Raw genomic sequence first — 16,314 nt, 5'->3', positions numbered from 1 at the left:
GTGTCGGCGGTGTTCGTGATCAGGTCAAGATCGACGGACCGTCCGCGAGGTGCCCGAGGTCCGTCGGGTGCTCGGCTCCGAACTGCACACGAGCGCGACGAGTGTCACAGTGGCCAGACATGCGGTGGCCACGGTGAGCGAGAACGTGAACGTCACCCAGGTCTGCGGCACGGGCAGCAGCGCGATCGACACGACGACGTAGACGACGGCCACGCGTCGCAGCCGTCTCTCGTCGCGCAGTTGGTCAGCCATCCGCCGGGCTGTGTGCACCGGTGGCCCGCCCCGGTGGAGCGACACGCCGCCGGTGACAACCCGTCGCCAGGTGTGGAGGTTCAGGGCGAGCACCGCGAGGAGGAGCGCGAGCCCCGACAGCGACACCCAGTCCGGAACCTTCGGCTCGTCGAGTGGGGTGAACGGCAGGGTGACCATTGCGTAGAGCACCGCCCCCGAGGCCTCGATCGCCACCAGCCGCCGAGCCGGGCGCAGGTTCAACGGGCTCCGCACGGCGGGCTTCCGCTCTGTGAGCCGGTCACCCCGGGACCTCGGCGTTCTCCGACGTGGTGAGTATGTAGTTCTCCGCGTCGAACTCTGACGTTTCCCTGCGGAAGCGCCGGGTCTGGTCCGGCCAGATCGTGGTGATCCGGTTCCTCTCGTCCTGATACCAGCTGGTGCATCCGCCGTTTGCCCACACGCTGGGAGCGAGCCGTCTCTGCAGGTCGGCGTTGTACTCCTCCTGCCGGGATGCTTCGACGTCCACCGATCGCAGCCGAAGCGCCCGCATGAATCGGAGAGCGCCGAGCAGGTACGCGATCTGGGCCTCGATCATGTAGATCAGGCTGTTGTGCCCGAGGCCGGTGTTGGGTCCGGCCATCAGGTACAGGTTGGGGAACCCGGCGACGGTCGACCCTCGATAGGCCTGCGGGCTGCCGCCCCACACGTCCTCGAGGGAACTCCCGTCGGCCCCGAAGATCACCCGCGGATGAGACGCGTCGGTCACGCGAAAACCGGTGCTGAAGACGAGGACGTCCACGGCGTGCTCGTCGGCCACGCCGCCGTCGGTCGAACCGGTCCGCACGCGGTCGGGGCCGATGTCCCGAATCGGATCGGTGACGACCGTGACGTTGGGTTGTGCCAGTGCGGGGTAGTAGTTGTCGGAGAGGAGCACGCGCTTGCAGCCGAGTTCGTAGTCGGGTGTCAGCTTCCGGCGAAGCTCGGGATCGCGGACCTGGCGCTTCAGATGGTCCTCGGCCGACTTGCGGCCCACGTTGCGGAGCATCCTGTTGCCCATCAGTGCCGGCACGGACGCCTCGCGGGTGAGGTACTCGAACCTGCGGGTGAGGCGCTGCAGGACCGGCAGCCTCCGGTAGAGGGTCTGTAACCAGGCCGGTATCGCCCCGTCGTGGCGCGGCGTGATCCACGACGGCGTTCGCTGGAAGACGGTCAGGTGCGCGGCCTTTCGCGCAATCTCGGGAATGAACTGCACGGCGCTCGCCCCCGTACCGATCACTCCGACCCGAAGGCCGGACAGGTCCAACGAGTGGTTCCACCTGGCCGAGTGGAAGGACTCGCCGGCGAAGTTCCCGAGCCCGGGAAGCGGCGGGATCGACGGCTCGGAGAGCGGTCCCTGGGCCATCACGACGACGTTCGCGGTGAGCGGGCCTCTGCTCGTCTCGACGCGCCAGAGTTGGTTCTCCTGATCCCATTCCGCGCGTTGGAGCTCGCATCCGAATCTGATGTACGGACGTACCCCGAACTCGTCAGCACATCGTCGAAGGTAGGCGCCGATCTCGGGCTGGGGGGCGAACCGCCTGCTCCAGTCGGGGTTGGGGGCGAACGAGAACGAGTAGAGGTGCGAGGGGACATCACACGCACAACCCGGGTAGGTGTTGTCGCGCCATGTCCCGCCGACCTCGTGGTCTCGTTCGATCACGAGTAGATCGTCGCCGAAGCCGTTCTGCAGCAACTGAATTGCGGTTCCCAGGCCAGCGAATCCGGCGCCGACGACGAGGACGTTCGCATGCGCGTCCGTGAGCGGTGCGCCGGCGGTGGCCGTCTCGTGCGACGTGGCGGAGGGGGTCGCGCTCGGCCGCGGCCTCGTTACCGGTTTCCGGGTGTCGGTCATTGCGCTCCTCGATTCTGCGGCTTCCCGCCGCTCTGGGTGCGGTGTGTTCGGTCCCTACGAATGGCACAGTACATAAACGTTCGTGTTAAGGTCGAACGTAATAGAAACGAGCAATTAAGCGACTCGGGTAGGAGGCGGAATGAGGGTTCTGGCGCTGGGTGGTGCGGGGGCGATGGGCGCGGAGGCCGTTCGGACTGCGGTGCGGCTGCCGGGCGTGGCCGAGATCGTGGTCGCGGATCGCGACTACTCTGCGGCCGACGCTCTTGCCCGGGAGGTGTCCAATATCGGTGCGCCGGTGTCGCCCCGCAAGGTCGACGTGACCGATCGGCAGGAGCTGTACGCGGCACTCGACGGGGTCGACGTGGTGCTGAACACCGTTGGCCCGTACTACCGATTCGGGCTGACGGTGTTGCGGGCGGCGATCGAGACGGGCACGCACTATCTCGACATCTGTGACGACTGGGAGCCGACGCTGCAGATGCTCGAACTCGACGCCGAGGCGGCCGAGGCGGGCGTCTGCGCAATTGTGGGCATGGGGGCGAGCCCGGGCGTGAGCAATCTGCTCGCGGCGCGGGCGGTTCGCGAGCTCGACAGTGTCGTGGACGTCTACACGGCCTGGCCGGTCGAAGGTCCGGGTGCGGGGAGTGCGGACGACGCGGATGCCCAGTTGACGGGTCCGGACGGCCGACCGTCTGCGGCGGCGGTGCACTGGATGCAGCAGATCAGCGGGACCGTAGCGGTGGTGCGGGATGGGCAGATCGCGCAGGAGGCGCCGTTGCGGGCCGTTTCACTGTCGTTGCCCGGCGGGCGCAGCGGAACTGCCTACACAGTCGGGCACCCCGAGCCGGTGACGCTTCGGCGCACGCTTCGGCCGTCCGGTGACTCGGCGAACCTGATGGTCATCACGCCGGGGACGGCCGCCTACCTCGATGTTTTGCGCACCGACATCGACAAGGGACGACTGACGAACGAGACCGCGGCGGCGGATCTGGCGAGCCCGTCGCTTCGGCGGGGGGTCCGTTCGATGGCGCGGGCCGCGAAGTTCAAGTCGCCGGGCACCTTGCCGCCCTTCTTTGCGGCCGCGATGGGCATCAAGGACGGGCAGCGGTACACGGCACTGGCGCACCTCGGGGACGACACCGGGGACGGCACCGGCCTGGCGTCGCTGACCTCGGACATGGCGAGGGCCACGGGAATTCCGTTGGCGCTGGGACTGTCCCAGATCGTCGACGGCGCGGCAGTTCGGGCGGGGGTGCACCCGCCGGATGCGGTCGTCGACCCGGACCGCTTCTTCCACGACCTGGCCGCGACCGTCGGCGGAGACGGATCAGGCACCAGCGTGGTCGTGGAACTCGAACGGGCCGGCGGGGCCGCATAGGTTCCGGCCCCGACGACGTGTCCCGAACTACGGGCAGCAGAAGGGAATCGAGAACATGGGCGTGACGAACGATCGGCCGGCCGTCGCTCCGTCCTTTGTGGGTGGCGCCGGCGAGCCGCTGGTCCTGCTCCACGGAGCGACGATGTCGTGGCGGGTGTGGGAACCGCTTCTTCCACTGCTCGCACCGCACCATCGCATCCTCGCCCCGACGCTTCCCGGTCATGCGGGCAGCCCGGCAACTGCGCCGGTCATGACGCTGGCCGACCTCGTCGACTCGGTGGAGTCGGCCATGGACGACGAGTCCGTCCCGACGGCGCACATTGCGGGAAACTCCCTGGGTGGCCTGGTTGCGATGGAACTCGCACGCCGGGGACGGGCCCGGACGGTCGTCGCGATCTCGCTGGCGGGCGGCTGGACCCCGGAAGGCGGCACGGCCGTCGCGCGGACGGTCTCCGGCGGGCAGAATCTGGTGCGGAGGATCCGCCCGATTCTCCCCGTCGCGATGAGGGTGCCGTGGATGCGACGGCTCGCATTCCGCGACGTCGCGCGCGACGGCGCGCGTCTGAGCGCTGGCCGAGCCGTTCGATCGCTGTGTGCGACAGCCGACTCCACTCTGTTCGAGCACTTCCACGAGGTGGCCGTTGCCGGGCCCTATCCGGGGGGCGACGCGCCCGTCCTCATCGTCTGGCCGACGCGGGATCGCATCATCCCGCTGCGTCCTCACGGGATCGGTTGGCGCTCACTCGTTCCCGGAGCCACCTGGAGGGTGATGGGCGGGGTCGGGCACGTTCCGATGCTGGACGATCCCGAGCGGGTCGCGCGCACCATTCTCGAGTGGACTCGGCCGCACGCCTGTGGGTGAACACCCGGTTCAGGCGCACGACTCGGCGATCCGCGCGAGAGCGTCGCGATCCGCCGCGGTGATCGGCAGGCCGTAGCGGGTGGCGGCGGTGAGGTACTTGCCCGCGTAGAAGCAGTGGTAGGCGGGGTTCGGCGGCAGCCAGGCCGCGGGCGTCGAGTCGCCCTTGGCCTGGTTGTCGGGGCCGTCGACGGCGAGCAGGTTGAAGGTGACGTCGTTGGCGAAGATCCGGCGTCGGTCGGGCGGCCAGCGCGCGGCGCCGAGGTCCCAGGCGGCGGCGAGCGGGATGACGTGGTCGATCTGCACCGCCTTGGCGTCGCTGCGGCTGAAGGTCAGGGTGCGCCCGGAGTACGGATCCGACAGGGTGCCGGCGACGACGACGCAGTCGCGGGTGCCCGGCTTGAAGCGGACGTCGGTGAGGTCCCGGGCGAGCACGTTGTTGCGGGTGTCGCAGCCGTCGTGCCCGCCGGGACCGTCCTGGTCGTCGGACCACGCGGGGCCGAACACGCAGGCCTGACCCGATCCGCACCCGCGCTCGTAGCCGCCGGCCTTGGTTCGGGCGTCGATCACGCGGACGGTGCGGAGCAGCGAATCGAGCTGTGCGCGTGTCGGGCTGCCCGGTGCGGGGCCGGGTTCGGGACGGCCGGGCAGGACGGCGCAGCCGGCCAGCAGAACGCCGATCAGGGCGAGCGGGGCCAGCGCACCGAGCGTTCGAGAGGTGGGCATCGGCGTCCTCCGGAGTCGGTGGTCCGGCGAGTGTGGCATCGGACCCCGACACGGTTCCGGTCCCGGCTGGGTCGCCGGGCGGGACCGGGCCGGGGCCGAGGAGGTGCCGCTACCGTCGTCGAGGGGCGAGGTTGTACACGTACCGGCTGGTGGGGATCACGTCGACGTCGGTATCGGCCCCGAAGGACCCGATGCTCTCCATCATGCGCATGACGCGCCGTTGGAGTTCGCCGTCGTCACCGTCGCTTCCGTAGAACGCGTGCGGGTCCGTCATCGCGGCCATCGGGAACAGCTCCTCGACCAGTGCGTCGACCGGTGCGGACTCGGTGAGCGACTCGATCACCGTGTTCTGTACGTACCCGAACGTGGCCTGGGTCTCGATCGCGACGCTGGTGTGGTCGTCCTGCCAGCGGCGGAGCCACTCCCGTCGGTCCATCCCGGCGGGAATCCGCAGAAGGGCGATGTTGGCGAGGGCGTCCGTGCGAACCCCGTCGGCGCTCGCCGGCGGCGGTAGTGGAGCACTCTCCTGGACTCTCCATCCTGCGACTCGCTCGGCGACCGACGAGAGGACGTCGGTGACGGCCGAGGCCGCTTGTGGAGTCCAGACGCTCACGACGGCTCCCACTGGTTGCTCGTACGTCGTCAGTCGGAGCTGAGCGGCGGCCACCTCGGCATCGTCGATGTTGACCTGGAGTTCGGTGGCGCCGAGTGCGGCAAGCTCCCTGTGCAGATCGTCCGAACGCAAGGCGTCGGCCAAACGTGAGCCCCAGAGGGCGTACATCAGTTTCATCCTGGGATCCATTCTGCCGCTGGGCTTCTCGGTGGGCTGGGGCGCAATCACAAACAAATGGGGGTCGAGGGGGAGCCGTGGCTTCGGAGTCGATTCCCCGCCCTCGCGTCTTTCTCTACGCGCCGACGACGGCCGCGGACTGTGGCGATGTCACCAACCCGGTCAGGACGTCGACGAGATCGTCGGGTGACGGATTCTGCATACCGGGGTGGCGTTGCCCCTGGTGTGCTCGCTCGTAGTCGGCAACCAGCGCGAGGAGGGTGGTGGCCATCGCCTCCAGTCGGTAGCGGCGCGCTTCCGGTGGGAGAGGCGCGATCGCTCGGGTCAGTCGGGAGACGATGATGCGCACCGCGGGCCGACTCTCGTCCCACAGGTTCATCTCGTCGGCAACGGACGGGTGGTGGCGGACCCGTTCGAAGAACCGGGCACAGTGCGTAGCGCCTGGCGTGTGCACCATTTCGATCAACGGATGCACCAGCATCGCTGTCAGGACCCGTACGTCACTCCCGCCGGACCCAGCCTCGTGCTCGGCGAGCATCGCCAGTCGGCGCGTCTCCAGTTCGGTCAACCGCCGCTGGACGATCGCGGCGACCAGTCCGTCGCGTGAGCCGAAGTGGTAGTGCACCGCTGACTTGTTCCGCGACCCCGCCGCCCGAGCGACTTCCTCCAGGGACGCGTCGACGCCGCGCTCGGCGATCACGACCTCACCCGCGGTCAGTATCCGGTCACTGAGGGTCATGCTGGCGCAACGAGGTCCGGGGTTCGTCATGACGCGACTGTAGGGGCTGGACCTCGCTGCCTGAAGGGAAACTGATGAATTCCCCAAGGGGGAACCCTTAAATGCCGTGATGTGCCGCAGGCAAGGTCTGGACGGGCGCGCGCGGATCTTGTTCTTCCGAGGCGGCTCCAAGGATTTCGCCCGATGCGCGCCAAGCGCGCGGGCGCACGGTGGTGGCGGTGCGAGCACGTCGCACCTCTCCCACGACACACCGAGGACGGCCCATGCCAGTCGAGACAATTCCGAAGAGCGCGGCCACGCGGCGCGCCACCCTGACCGTGGTGTGCGTGACCACGGCGATGTTGATGCTCGACATCGCGGTCGTCAACACCGCCCTGCCGTCGATCGCGAGAGACCTGGACACGGGTGTCAGCGGACTGCAGTGGGTCGTCGACGCCTACACGCTCGCGTTGGCGACGGTGGTGCTCAGCGCGGGATCGTGGGCGGATCGTCGCGGACGTCGCCACGTGTTCCTGGTCGGAATCGTGCTGTTCACGCTCACCTCCCTGCTCTGCGCGCTGGCGCCGAACATCTGGGTACTCGACCTCGCGCGCACCGCGCAGGGTGTCGGGGCCGCCCTGCTGTTCGCCTGCTCGCTCGCGCTGCTCGCCGACGTGTTCGAGAAGGGGCCGGCGCGCGCGACGGCGCTGGCCGCGTACGGCGCCACGATCGGCGGCGCGTTCGCGGTCGGGCCGCTGGTGGGCGGCCTTCTGACCGAGTTGGTGCACTGGCGTGCCATCTTCTTGATCAACGTTCCGATCGGACTGCTCACCCTGGTCGTCACTCTCCGGTGGGTGCCGGAATCGCGGGATCCGAATCCGCGCGGCGCCGACGTCATCGGACAGATTCTGGTTTGCCTCGGGTTGGGTGCCCTCGTCCTCGGGCTGCTGCGCGGCAACGAGGCCGGGTGGGCCGCGCCGGTGCCGGTGATCGCGCTCGTCGTCGGCGCCGCAGCGCTCGTCGGATTCGTCGGATACGAACTGCGCGCCGGCGAGCCGATGTTGCCGCCGCAGCTGCTCGCGAACCGAGCGTTTGCGGGCGCGCAGATAGCCGCCTTCGCGATCTCGGCGTCGCTGTTCGCGGTGTTCGTCTACACCACGATCTACCTGCAGAGCATCCTGCACCTGTCGCCCGTCGCGGCGGGACTGGTGTACCTGCCGGCGACGGTCGCCATGTTCGTCGTCGCGGGCGCCACCGCGAAACTCGACGGACGGATCCCCGCGTCGATCACGCTGACCTGCTCGCTGATGTTGGTGGCCGTCGGCCTGGTGATGATGACCGTCGTGGACGTGTCCAGCTCGAAGTACGCGATCCTGCCTGGATTCGTCGTCGCGTGTGTGGGCGCCGGTGTGTTCAATCCGGTCATGAGCGGGCTGGTGCTCGGCGAGAGCACTGCCGACCACGCGGGATTGGCCGCGGGCATCAACGACGCGTTCCGTCAGACCGGCATCGCGGTGGGCGTGGCAGGCCTCGGGGTGTTCCTGCCCGCGCAGTCGATGCTGGGCGGGGGATCGCCGGAGGAGTTCGTCTCGGGACTGCACCAGGCCCTGTTCGTTGCCGCGCTCGTTGCGGCGGTGGGCGCGCTGGTCTGCGCGGTGACGTTGCCGGCGCGGCGTTCCGCGCGGGTGGACTCCGGCGGTGGGCGCGAGGTCGTGTCCGCGCTTCGATGACCGTTTTGTCGCGCACCGACGCCCCTCGGTCCCTACACTCGAGCGGTCCGGAGTCGACAGATGCGGGGGGCGCGGGCATGATCTATCGGCTGCTCGGACCGCTGGAGGTGGCTCGAACCGACTCCGGCGACCGGGTCCTCGACCTAGGGGCACGCAAGCAACGTGCGGTGCTGGCGGTGCTGCTGCTCAGCCGGGGCCGGGTGGTGTCCACCGCCCGCCTGATCGACGCCCTCTGGGGCGACGACGCGCCCGCGAGCGCGATGGCGAGCATCCAGGCCTACATCTCCAACCTGCGGCGGGTGCTTCGTGTCGAGACCGGCGCCACGTCGCCGATCGTGCGGCAGCCGCCCGGCTACGTCCTCGACGTCTCGGCCGACGAGGTCGACCTGGCGACGTTTCTCGACGATGCCGAGCGCGCGCGGGGGCTCGCGGAGGACGGTGCGTGGGAACGGGCGCTCGAGACGGCCGACAGAGCACTCGCCTCGGTTCGGGGACAGCTGCTCGAGGACCTGAGCGACGAGCCCTGGGTTCAGGTGGAGGCCGCCGGTTTCGACGAGGTGCGGACCGAGTGCCGGGAGACCCGCATCACGGCGCTGCTCGCGCTGGGGCGGGTCGCCCCCGCCCTCATCGAGGCCGCCCAGCTGTGCAGCGAATTCCCGTTCCGGGACCGTACGTGCTGGCTCCGGATGCTCGCCTTGCACCGGGCGGGCCGGTCGTCGGAGGCGTTGGAACAGTTCCGCTCGCACGGCGTTCGGCTGGACACCGAGTTGGGGCTCGAGCCGGGGATCGAACTGCACGCTCTCCAAGGTGCGATTCTCCGTCACGACCCGGGCTTGGCGGCGTGGCCGCGCACACCGGGATGGACTGGGGCGGAGCAGGTTCCGGTACCCGCGTCCGCGTCCTCGAACCTGGACGCAGCTGGCGCGGCCGCCCAGGTCGTCGCGGCGAAACCGGGACGGGTGTTCGTGGGGCGCGGAAGCGAAACCCTCGTGATCGAGCGCATGCTCGGCGACGTCCTCGGCGGGTCGACGCGGTGGCTGGCGCTCACCGGGCCGGCCGGGATCGGCAAGACACGGATGGCGGAGGAATGCGCGGCGCGAACGGCGGAGGCGGGCGGGGCGGCGGTCTGGGCCCGGTGCCCCGAGGACGACGGGGCGCCGGCCTGGTGGCCGATCCGCCGCATGGTGCGCGAACTCGGCGCCGACGCCGATGCGGTGCTGGTCCCCCCGACCGACGTCGATCCGGACGAGGCGAGGTTCGCCGTGTACGAGCGGGTGCTGGGGGCGATCGAAGCGGCGGCCGCGGGCAAGCCCGCCCTGACCATCGTCGTCGACGACATCCAGTGGGCCGATCCGACGTCGCTGCGATGCCTGACGTATCTGGTCGGAGCTCTCCGCCACCACCCGGTGTGGTTCGTGCTGACGCTGCGCGACCCCGAGGGCGGATCGGTGGGCGCCCTCGTCGATGCGGTGCTCCGCGGGGAAGGCAACCGGCACGTCGCGGTGCCGGCACTGGCGTCAAACGAGGTCGAGGAGCTGGCCTGTCACGTCGCCGGCGAGCAGCTCAGTCCGGTCGAGGTGCGCGTCCTGACCGACAGGACCGCGGGCAACCCGCTGTTCGTATCGGAGTACGCGCGGCTGCCGCGCGACGAACGACTCGGTGACGGTATCCCGATGGCCGTCCGGTCGGTGCTGGGTAGGCGGCTCGCGGCCGTGGAACCGGCTGTGTTGCAGGTGCTTCGGGTTGCTGCAGTGCTCGGCGACGCCGTCGAGGTCGACCTCCTGGCCGCAGCATCCCGACTCGACCTGGACACGCTGGCCGACTACCTCGACGACGCGGCCGACGAACGAATCATCGTGACCGCCCCCGGGTCCGGGGGCTACGTCTTCGCGCACGGACTGCTGCGGCACGAGGTGCTTCACGCCATACCCCCGCTGCGGCGCCGGCGCATTCACGCTCGCGTGGCCGAGATCCTCGCGGCCTCCTCCGATGCCGACCGCTCGAGTCGGCGCGCCCAACACCTGTGCGCCGCGCTGCCGTTGGTGGATCCGCGTGAGGTGCTCGACGCGTGCACCGGCGCGGCGCGGGAGGCGACGGAACGGTGGAGTTCGGAGACCGCGGCGCACTGGTGGGAGACCGCGGTCCAGATCTTCGATCTGCTGCCCGCTCCGGATCGCTCGCCCGACGATCGCGACGATCTGCTGGTGGCCCGGGTGGAGGCGCTTGCGCGCGCCGGCCGCGGGCAGACCGTTCTCGACGTCGTCGAGGCGGGTCTGCTCGACGCGGTGCGCGAGGGCCGCACGTCGGGCGCGGGGCGTTTGGCGTCCACCCTCCTGCGCGCCGCCGGGGCGTGGCCGTGGGTGTCGTACGGACAGGATCCGGGGCCGTTGCTCGAACGCCTCGACGCATTGGAACCGTTCGTCGCGTCCGATCGAGCCGCGCATGCCCGGGTCCTCGCCGCACTCGCCGTCGGCAGTTGCTATCACCCGGATTCGGCGGTGCCCGACGGGATGAGCCGTCGGTCGCTCGAACTGGCTCGCGCTCATGGCGATCCGGACGTGGTGGCCGATGCACTGCTGGGGCGGATACTCCTCTTCTCGGGGGTGGCGCGGCACAGTCGTGAATCCGTCGAGTTGTTGACCGAACTTCTCCAGCTGCCACACCAGCATTCGCGGGTCGACGACGTCATCGTGCACACCGTCGCGAGCATGACGCAGATGAACCTCGCCGATACCGAGGCCGCCGCCGCGCACGTGCGCCAGGGCATCATCGGTTGCGACCTGTTGCGCCTGCCCGTGGTCCGAGTCCAGCTGCGGTGGATGGAAGGGACGTTCGCGGAATGGCGCGGCGACTTCGAGCGGACCGCGCGACAGTACGACACGGCGCGGCAGATTCACCTGCAAACCGAGCTGTACACGGCGGGCAGCGACGGTCTCGCCCTGAACAGTCTGAAGTGGGCGCAGGGTGAGCTGGCCGACGCGGTCCCCGGCTTCGTCGAGCCGCGGGCCTGGGATATCGCGATCGCGGCGGCGAGGGGGGACCGTCGGGCCGCGGCCGACGGTATCGCGCGTTGGACGTCCGACCCGGGGCCGGACGTGTGGACCACGCTGGGGCATCAGACGCTGATCGCTCACGTGATCGCCGACCTGTCCCTGGCCGAGTACGCCGACCTGTTCCTCGGACTCCTCGACCCGTTCACGGACCGGATCGCGACCGTGGGGCAGGTGGGGGTGGTCGGTGCGGTGGCGGAGGCGTCGGCGCGGTTGCACGCGCTGCTCGGGCAGACCGATCAGGCGTCGGCGCTGCTGGAGCGGGCCGAGCAGATCGGGCACCGGACCTCGGGTGCGCCGACGCTGCTGCGGTGCAGACTGCTTCGCGCGCAGCTCGCTCCCGACTCGCCGGAGCGCGTCGGTGAGTTGTCCGCCATCGCCGAGGAATCGCAGCGCCGCGGCATGCGGGGGCTGACGACACAGGCACGCTTGCTGCTCGCCTGAACTCGGGCCGCCGGCTTGGCGGAATCTTGGATCCGCGGTCGCGCTGGATGCAAGAACCACCCAAGTGGGCTCGGACATTCTTCCTTTCACGTCCCGAAGGCGGACAACGAAAGGAAGTTTCGATGGAACTCCAGACCTCGACAGCCGATGTAACGATCGCGTCGTTGCGTGCACGTCTCGTCGGATCGGTGGCCCTTCCCGGCGAACCCGGATACGAGTTGGCCACGCCGTGGAACCTGGCGATCCCGGTCACCCCGCGCGCGGTGGTCGCGGTGGCGAACACGGACGACGTCGCGGCGACCGTGCGGTTCGCGGCCCAGCACGGTCTCCGGGTCGCTGTGCAGCGCACCGGGCACGGCGCGGTCGCCCTCGACGGTGACGTCCTCCTGGTGCACACCGGGCGACTGAACGGGTGCGTCGTCGACCCCCACGCCCGCACCGCGCGGGTGGGGGCCGGGGCGATCTGGCAGGACGTCCTCGACGCGGCGGCGCCGCACGGCCTGGCGCCGCTGACGGGCTCCTCCGCCACCGTCGGTGTCGCCGGCTTCCTCACCGGCGCCGGAATCGGGCCGCTGGTCCGGACCTACGGACTGTCCTCCGACCACGTACGGGCGTTCGACCTCGTCACCGGTGACGGTGCGGAGCTGCGTGTCACCCCCGACGAGCATGCCGAAGTGTTCTGGGGCCTGCGCGGCGGCAAGGCAACTCTGGGGATTGTCACTGCGGTGGAGATCGACCTGCTGCCGATCGCCCAAATATACGGTGGAGCACTGTATTTCGATGGATCGGACGCCGTGGACGTCGCGCATGCGTGGCTCGACTGGTGCCGCGACCTGCCCGAGCACAGCTCGACGTCGATCGCGTTCCTGCAACTGCCGTCGCTGCCGCAGATTCCGCCGCCCCTCGCCGGCCGGCTGACGCTCGCCGTCCGATTCGCGAGTGTCGCACCGGAACACGAGGCGCAGGCTCTGATCGGGCGACTGCGCGCGGTGGCAAGCCCGCTGGTCGATGCCGTCGGCCCGATGCCCTATGCGGCGCTCTCCGCGATACACGCCGATCCGGTCGACCCGATGCCGGTCCACGAGTTCAGCGGCCTCACCGGGCCGCTGACGCACGAGTCCGTCGACGCCCTGCTCGCGGTGGCCGGACCGGGATCCGGGTCGCCGCAGACGGTGATCGAGCTCCGGCTGCTCGGTGGCGCGCTGGCCCGCGAGCCACGGCACCGCAGCGCCTTCTGCCATCGGGACGCCTCGTTCGCGCTGATGGGTGCGGGCGTGCTGGCTCCGCCCCTCGCGCAGTCGGTCGTCGAACACGCTCGCGTCGTCGAAGAGGCGGTGGCGGCGTGGACCACCGGAGCCACCTTGCCCAACTTCGCGGCCAGCGCCGACCCGGCGCGCATCGCGCGGTCCTACGACGAGGACACCGCGCACTGGCTCAGTGCTTTGGCGAACGAGCACGACCCGCGCGGGGTCCTGCGCGTCGGCCAGGTCGTGCGTACCCCGGTGTGAACCGGAGGCGGCCGACACACGACGAACCAAGGTACCGAGAGGCTTCACAATGAACACAATCAGGACCGCTGCCTGCGTGACGGTCGCGGTGTGCGCCACCGTCGTGCTCGCCGGATGCGGCGACGCACCGTCGCACTCGCACGCGCACGCCGGGTCGACCGGCAGTGCCGGTGCCGCCGCGGGCACCCGACTGGGCGAGGAAAGCCCCCTGGGGCACGGAACGTCCAGGACCTACGTCGTCAGCGACGACGCCGGCCGCCCCACCGAGGTCGGCATCCGGATCTCGGAGGCCGCACTCGACGGGCTGCCCGACGGTCCCGACGCGACGACGCAGATGTCGATGCTCGCGTTGCCCTCGGACGCGCCCGACACGGGATTCGATCACGTGATGCTCGACTGGAACCCCCACGGCCACGAGCCGACGGTGCTCTTCGGCAAACCGCACTTCGACATGCACTTCTACACGGACGCGGTCCAGCATGACATCGATCCCACCGCACCGGATTTCGCGCAGCGGGCCGCGAATCTGCCGGATGCGAAGTACATTCCGCAGGGCTACGCACCACCCCCGGGGCCTGCGGCGGCGAATGCGGTGCCGTTCATGGGGCTGCACTGGACCGACGCTGCGGACAACGCGGTTCCAGGTTCCTTCGACTTCACCGAGGTGCTCCTCAACGGATCGTGGGACGGGAAGTTCACCTTCATCGAACCGATGATGACCCTGGAATGGCTGAAGACCCGGCCCGCCCTGCGCGAGGACGTGAAGCAGCCGGCCTCCTACCAGAGCACCGGCTACTACCCGACCGTCTACACCGTCCGCTTCGACGAGCAGGCACGCGAGTACGTCATCGCGCTCGGCGGCCTGACGATGCGTCAGGCGTCGTGAGCCGTCCGGCCGTCGTCGACCGCGCTGCGCGGATCCCCACTCCACCACCGCCGAATGCGATTCGGCGCCTCCCCAAGGAATTCTCATGCGCTACACCCGTCGTCGACGCCTCGCGGTGGTCATCGCGGCAACGACCGCGTCGGCGTGCCTGTCCTCGTGCTCGATCGGTACCGGAGGCGAGTCCGAATCGACTGGGTCCGGGGGTGTCGACTTCCAGAGCCTGCAGTCGGCGACCATCCAGATCGAGGCGCTCGGCACCTTCGTCTCGCCCACCGAGGGCGGTTACGAGTCGGCCGGTCGCGGGTCGGGCTTTCTCATCTCACCGGACGGCTATGCGCTGACCAACAATCACGTGGTCACGGGCGCGGGCACTCTCGAGGTGTGGCGGAACGGAGATCGGAGCAAGACCCTCAACGCCAAGATGGTCGGATCGTCCGAGTGCCTCGACCTCGCGGTGGTGAAGATCGAGGGCGGCGACCTGCCCTACATCGCTTTTCGTGACGACCCCGTCTCGACGGCCGACGAGGTGTACGCGGTGGGCTTCCCGCTCGGCGACCCGACGTTCACCATGACCAAGGGCATCGTCTCGAAGGCCGACACCTCGGCCGACACGCCCTGGGCGTCCCTCGACCACGTCGTCGAACACGACGCCCGCATTCGCGGCGGCAACTCCGGTGGGCCGCTGGTCGATCACGACGGGAAGCTCGTCGGGGTGAACTACGCGGGCGACGAACAACACGACACCAATCTCGCGATCCACCGAGACGAGGTCCAGCGAATCGTGAAGGATCTCGAGGCCGGCAAGAACGTACTCAGCCTCGGCATCAACGGGGAGGCGCTGGTCGACGACGGCGGCCGGGGGCTCGGCGTCTGGGTCAACTCGGTGTCCTCGGGTTCGGCCGCGGACAAGGCCGGGGTCGAGCCGGGCGACCTGCTCACCAGCATGGAGGGTGTCAGCCTGGGTGCGGACGGCACGCTTGCGGACTACTGCAGCGTGCTCGAGACGCACGGGCAGGATTCGACCCTCTCGGTGGAGGTGTATCGGACGGCGGGCGAAAAGTACCTCCGCGGCCAGTTCAACGGCGAGCCGCTCACGCCCACGACCACCGTCAGCGCCGGCATCGGGGGAGCGGCGCAGTCCGCCGACGCCGGGGGATTCACCACCGTCGCCGACGATTCCGGAGCGGTGCGCGTCGATGTCCCGCCGGCGTGGTCCCAGGTGGACGGCAGTGCGTTCGTCGACGACAAGAACAACCGCTTCGTCGGCCTCGAGGTCAGTTCGGACATCGCGCAGTACAAGAACGGGTGGGGTGCGGTCGGCGCGTCGGTGCTCGCATCGACGGAGGCGGTCGGGAACTCCTCGCCGGGCGAGCTGCTCGACTGGGCTGCCCGGGGCCTGCCGGAGTCCGGCTGCGCCTCGCGCGGTCGCATGGACTATCGGGACGCGCAGCACACGGGACTGTTCGAGGCGTGGGAGAACTGCGGCCCGACCAAGGCGAAGTACATCGTGGTGGCGGCGAAGGCCGACAACGGCCGCTATCTCGCGCTGGTCGCGGTACAGGCCAACACGGCGGACGACGTCGCCGCAGCCGATCGAGTGGTCAACAGCTTCGCGGTCGGACTGTAGGGGTATCGGAGGCGACGGGGGAGGCCGTGTCGCGGGCGCCGGATGCATCTCGAGGGGTGAGGCATCCGGCGCTCGCGCCGTCCGCCGCTAGGTCGTCCCGTACGGGGACGCCTGGATGGAGTTGAAGTCGGTGCCGTCGTGGCCGATCAACCACGAGCCGCCCAGGCGTTCGCAGTTCGCGATCTTGTCGAACGCCCGCAGCATGAAATAGATGGTGTTCTCCGCGTCCACCGCGACCGCCAGCTGATGCGACTCGCCGGGGCGGGCCATGTCGATCCATACGCCGAGTTGCCCGTCGAGTCGGATGCCGATGATCCGGGCCGCGTCCACGAAGTGGTATCGGCGCTGTTCCCACGGGGTGCTTTGCGAGTAGCCCTGCTCGAGGACCTGAATCAGTATGGTCATTCGCCGCTCCCGACCTGGTGGCCAATGGCCATTATCTCGCTGGTCACGCCGAGAAATCCAGTGCCGGCGGG

General features: G+C 69.6%; 13 protein-coding genes. 7 read left to right on the top strand and 6 right to left on the bottom strand.

What is annotated here, in order from left to right:
• Positions 1–24: 24 nt before the first annotated feature.
• Positions 25–504 (bottom strand): hypothetical protein, encoded by a 480-nt coding sequence (locus ACFXGJ_RS11750; protein WP_378619400.1) that lies wholly within the window; start codon positions 502–504, stop codon positions 25–27.
• 25 nt (positions 505–529) lie between these two features.
• On the bottom strand, positions 530–2,122 hold the full coding sequence (locus ACFXGJ_RS11745; RefSeq protein ID WP_378619397.1) for a flavin-containing monooxygenase: 1,593 nt from the start codon (positions 2,120–2,122) through the stop codon (positions 530–532).
• Between the two features lie 139 nt (positions 2,123–2,261).
• On the opposite strand from ACFXGJ_RS11745, the gene ACFXGJ_RS11740 reads away from it, so the two are divergent.
• Positions 2,262–3,500, top strand: a complete 1,239-nt coding sequence (locus ACFXGJ_RS11740; protein ID WP_378619393.1) for a saccharopine dehydrogenase family protein — start codon at positions 2,262–2,264, stop codon at positions 3,498–3,500.
• A gap of 61 nt (positions 3,501–3,561) precedes the next feature.
• A complete protein-coding gene (locus tag ACFXGJ_RS11735; RefSeq protein ID WP_378619391.1) occupies positions 3,562–4,362 on the top strand; it encodes an alpha/beta fold hydrolase in 801 nt (266 codons plus the stop codon).
• Between the two features lie 9 nt (positions 4,363–4,371).
• Here ACFXGJ_RS11735 and ACFXGJ_RS11730 read toward each other — a convergent pair whose 3' ends face one another.
• The 3 genes from ACFXGJ_RS11730 to ACFXGJ_RS11720 form a co-directional block, all read right to left on the bottom strand.
• The gene (locus ACFXGJ_RS11730) at positions 4,372–5,085 is read right to left on the bottom strand and encodes an HNH endonuclease family protein (protein WP_378619388.1); all 714 of its coding nucleotides are present in this window, start codon (positions 5,083–5,085) and stop codon (positions 4,372–4,374) included.
• Between the two features lie 109 nt (positions 5,086–5,194).
• Positions 5,195–5,875: a hypothetical protein gene (locus ACFXGJ_RS11725; protein ID WP_378619385.1), complete on the bottom strand. Its 681-nt coding sequence runs from the start codon at positions 5,873–5,875 to the stop codon at positions 5,195–5,197.
• Positions 5,876–5,990: 115 nt separating this feature from the next.
• On the bottom strand, positions 5,991–6,644 hold the full coding sequence (locus tag ACFXGJ_RS11720) for a TetR/AcrR family transcriptional regulator (protein ID WP_378619382.1): 654 nt from the start codon (positions 6,642–6,644) through the stop codon (positions 5,991–5,993).
• 233 nt (positions 6,645–6,877) lie between these two features.
• On the opposite strand from ACFXGJ_RS11720, the gene ACFXGJ_RS11715 reads away from it, so the two are divergent.
• From ACFXGJ_RS11715 to ACFXGJ_RS11695, 5 genes are all read left to right on the top strand, one after another.
• Positions 6,878–8,323: an MFS transporter gene (locus tag ACFXGJ_RS11715; RefSeq protein ID WP_378619379.1), complete on the top strand. Its 1,446-nt coding sequence runs from the start codon at positions 6,878–6,880 to the stop codon at positions 8,321–8,323.
• A gap of 77 nt (positions 8,324–8,400) precedes the next feature.
• The gene (locus ACFXGJ_RS11710; protein WP_378619377.1) at positions 8,401–11,817 is read left to right on the top strand and encodes a BTAD domain-containing putative transcriptional regulator; all 3,417 of its coding nucleotides are present in this window, start codon (positions 8,401–8,403) and stop codon (positions 11,815–11,817) included.
• Positions 11,818–11,939: 122 nt separating this feature from the next.
• Positions 11,940–13,325 (top strand): FAD-binding oxidoreductase, encoded by a 1,386-nt coding sequence (locus ACFXGJ_RS11705; protein ID WP_378619374.1) that lies wholly within the window; start codon positions 11,940–11,942, stop codon positions 13,323–13,325.
• Positions 13,326–13,374: 49 nt separating this feature from the next.
• Positions 13,375–14,211, top strand: a complete 837-nt coding sequence (locus ACFXGJ_RS11700) for a DUF5602 domain-containing protein (protein WP_378619372.1) — start codon at positions 13,375–13,377, stop codon at positions 14,209–14,211.
• Positions 14,212–14,296: 85 nt separating this feature from the next.
• Positions 14,297–15,838: a trypsin-like peptidase domain-containing protein gene (locus tag ACFXGJ_RS11695; RefSeq protein WP_378619369.1), complete on the top strand. Its 1,542-nt coding sequence runs from the start codon at positions 14,297–14,299 to the stop codon at positions 15,836–15,838.
• 87 nt (positions 15,839–15,925) lie between these two features.
• Here ACFXGJ_RS11695 and ACFXGJ_RS11690 read toward each other — a convergent pair whose 3' ends face one another.
• Positions 15,926–16,243, bottom strand: coding sequence for a hypothetical protein (locus tag ACFXGJ_RS11690; protein ID WP_378619367.1), 318 nt, complete (start codon positions 16,241–16,243; stop codon positions 15,926–15,928).
• Between the last annotated feature and the right edge of the window lie 71 nt (positions 16,244–16,314).

The sequence above is a fragment of the Rhodococcus sp. NPDC059234 genome, assembly GCF_042754225.1.
In the GTDB taxonomy this organism is placed as follows: domain Bacteria; phylum Actinomycetota; class Actinomycetes; order Mycobacteriales; family Mycobacteriaceae; genus Rhodococcus_G.
Note: the sequence above shows the minus strand (reverse complement) of the source record. Positions and strands in the feature narration are given on the sequence as shown.

Excerpts from the sequence above, each read along its gene's own strand:
- ACFXGJ_RS11740 (WP_378619393.1), top strand. The coding sequence starts at position 2,262 with ATGAGGGTTCTGGCGCTGGGTGGTGCGGGGGCGATGGGCGCGGAGGCC.
- ACFXGJ_RS11695 (WP_378619369.1), top strand. The coding sequence starts at position 14,297 with ATGCGCTACACCCGTCGTCGACGCCTCGCGGTGGTCATCGCGGCAACG.
- ACFXGJ_RS11705 (WP_378619374.1), top strand. The coding sequence starts at position 11,940 with ATGGAACTCCAGACCTCGACAGCCGATGTAACGATCGCGTCGTTGCGT.
- ACFXGJ_RS11690 (WP_378619367.1), bottom strand. The coding sequence starts at position 16,243 with ATGACCATACTGATTCAGGTCCTCGAGCAGGGCTACTCGCAAAGCACC.
- ACFXGJ_RS11700 (WP_378619372.1), top strand. The coding sequence starts at position 13,375 with ATGAACACAATCAGGACCGCTGCCTGCGTGACGGTCGCGGTGTGCGCC.
- ACFXGJ_RS11725 (WP_378619385.1), bottom strand. The coding sequence starts at position 5,875 with ATGAAACTGATGTACGCCCTCTGGGGCTCACGTTTGGCCGACGCCTTG.
- ACFXGJ_RS11720 (WP_378619382.1), bottom strand. The coding sequence starts at position 6,644 with ATGACGAACCCCGGACCTCGTTGCGCCAGCATGACCCTCAGTGACCGG.
- ACFXGJ_RS11745 (WP_378619397.1), bottom strand. The coding sequence starts at position 2,122 with ATGACCGACACCCGGAAACCGGTAACGAGGCCGCGGCCGAGCGCGACC.
- ACFXGJ_RS11710 (WP_378619377.1), top strand. The coding sequence starts at position 8,401 with ATGATCTATCGGCTGCTCGGACCGCTGGAGGTGGCTCGAACCGACTCC.
- ACFXGJ_RS11730 (WP_378619388.1), bottom strand. The coding sequence starts at position 5,085 with ATGCCCACCTCTCGAACGCTCGGTGCGCTGGCCCCGCTCGCCCTGATC.
- ACFXGJ_RS11715 (WP_378619379.1), top strand. The coding sequence starts at position 6,878 with ATGCCAGTCGAGACAATTCCGAAGAGCGCGGCCACGCGGCGCGCCACC.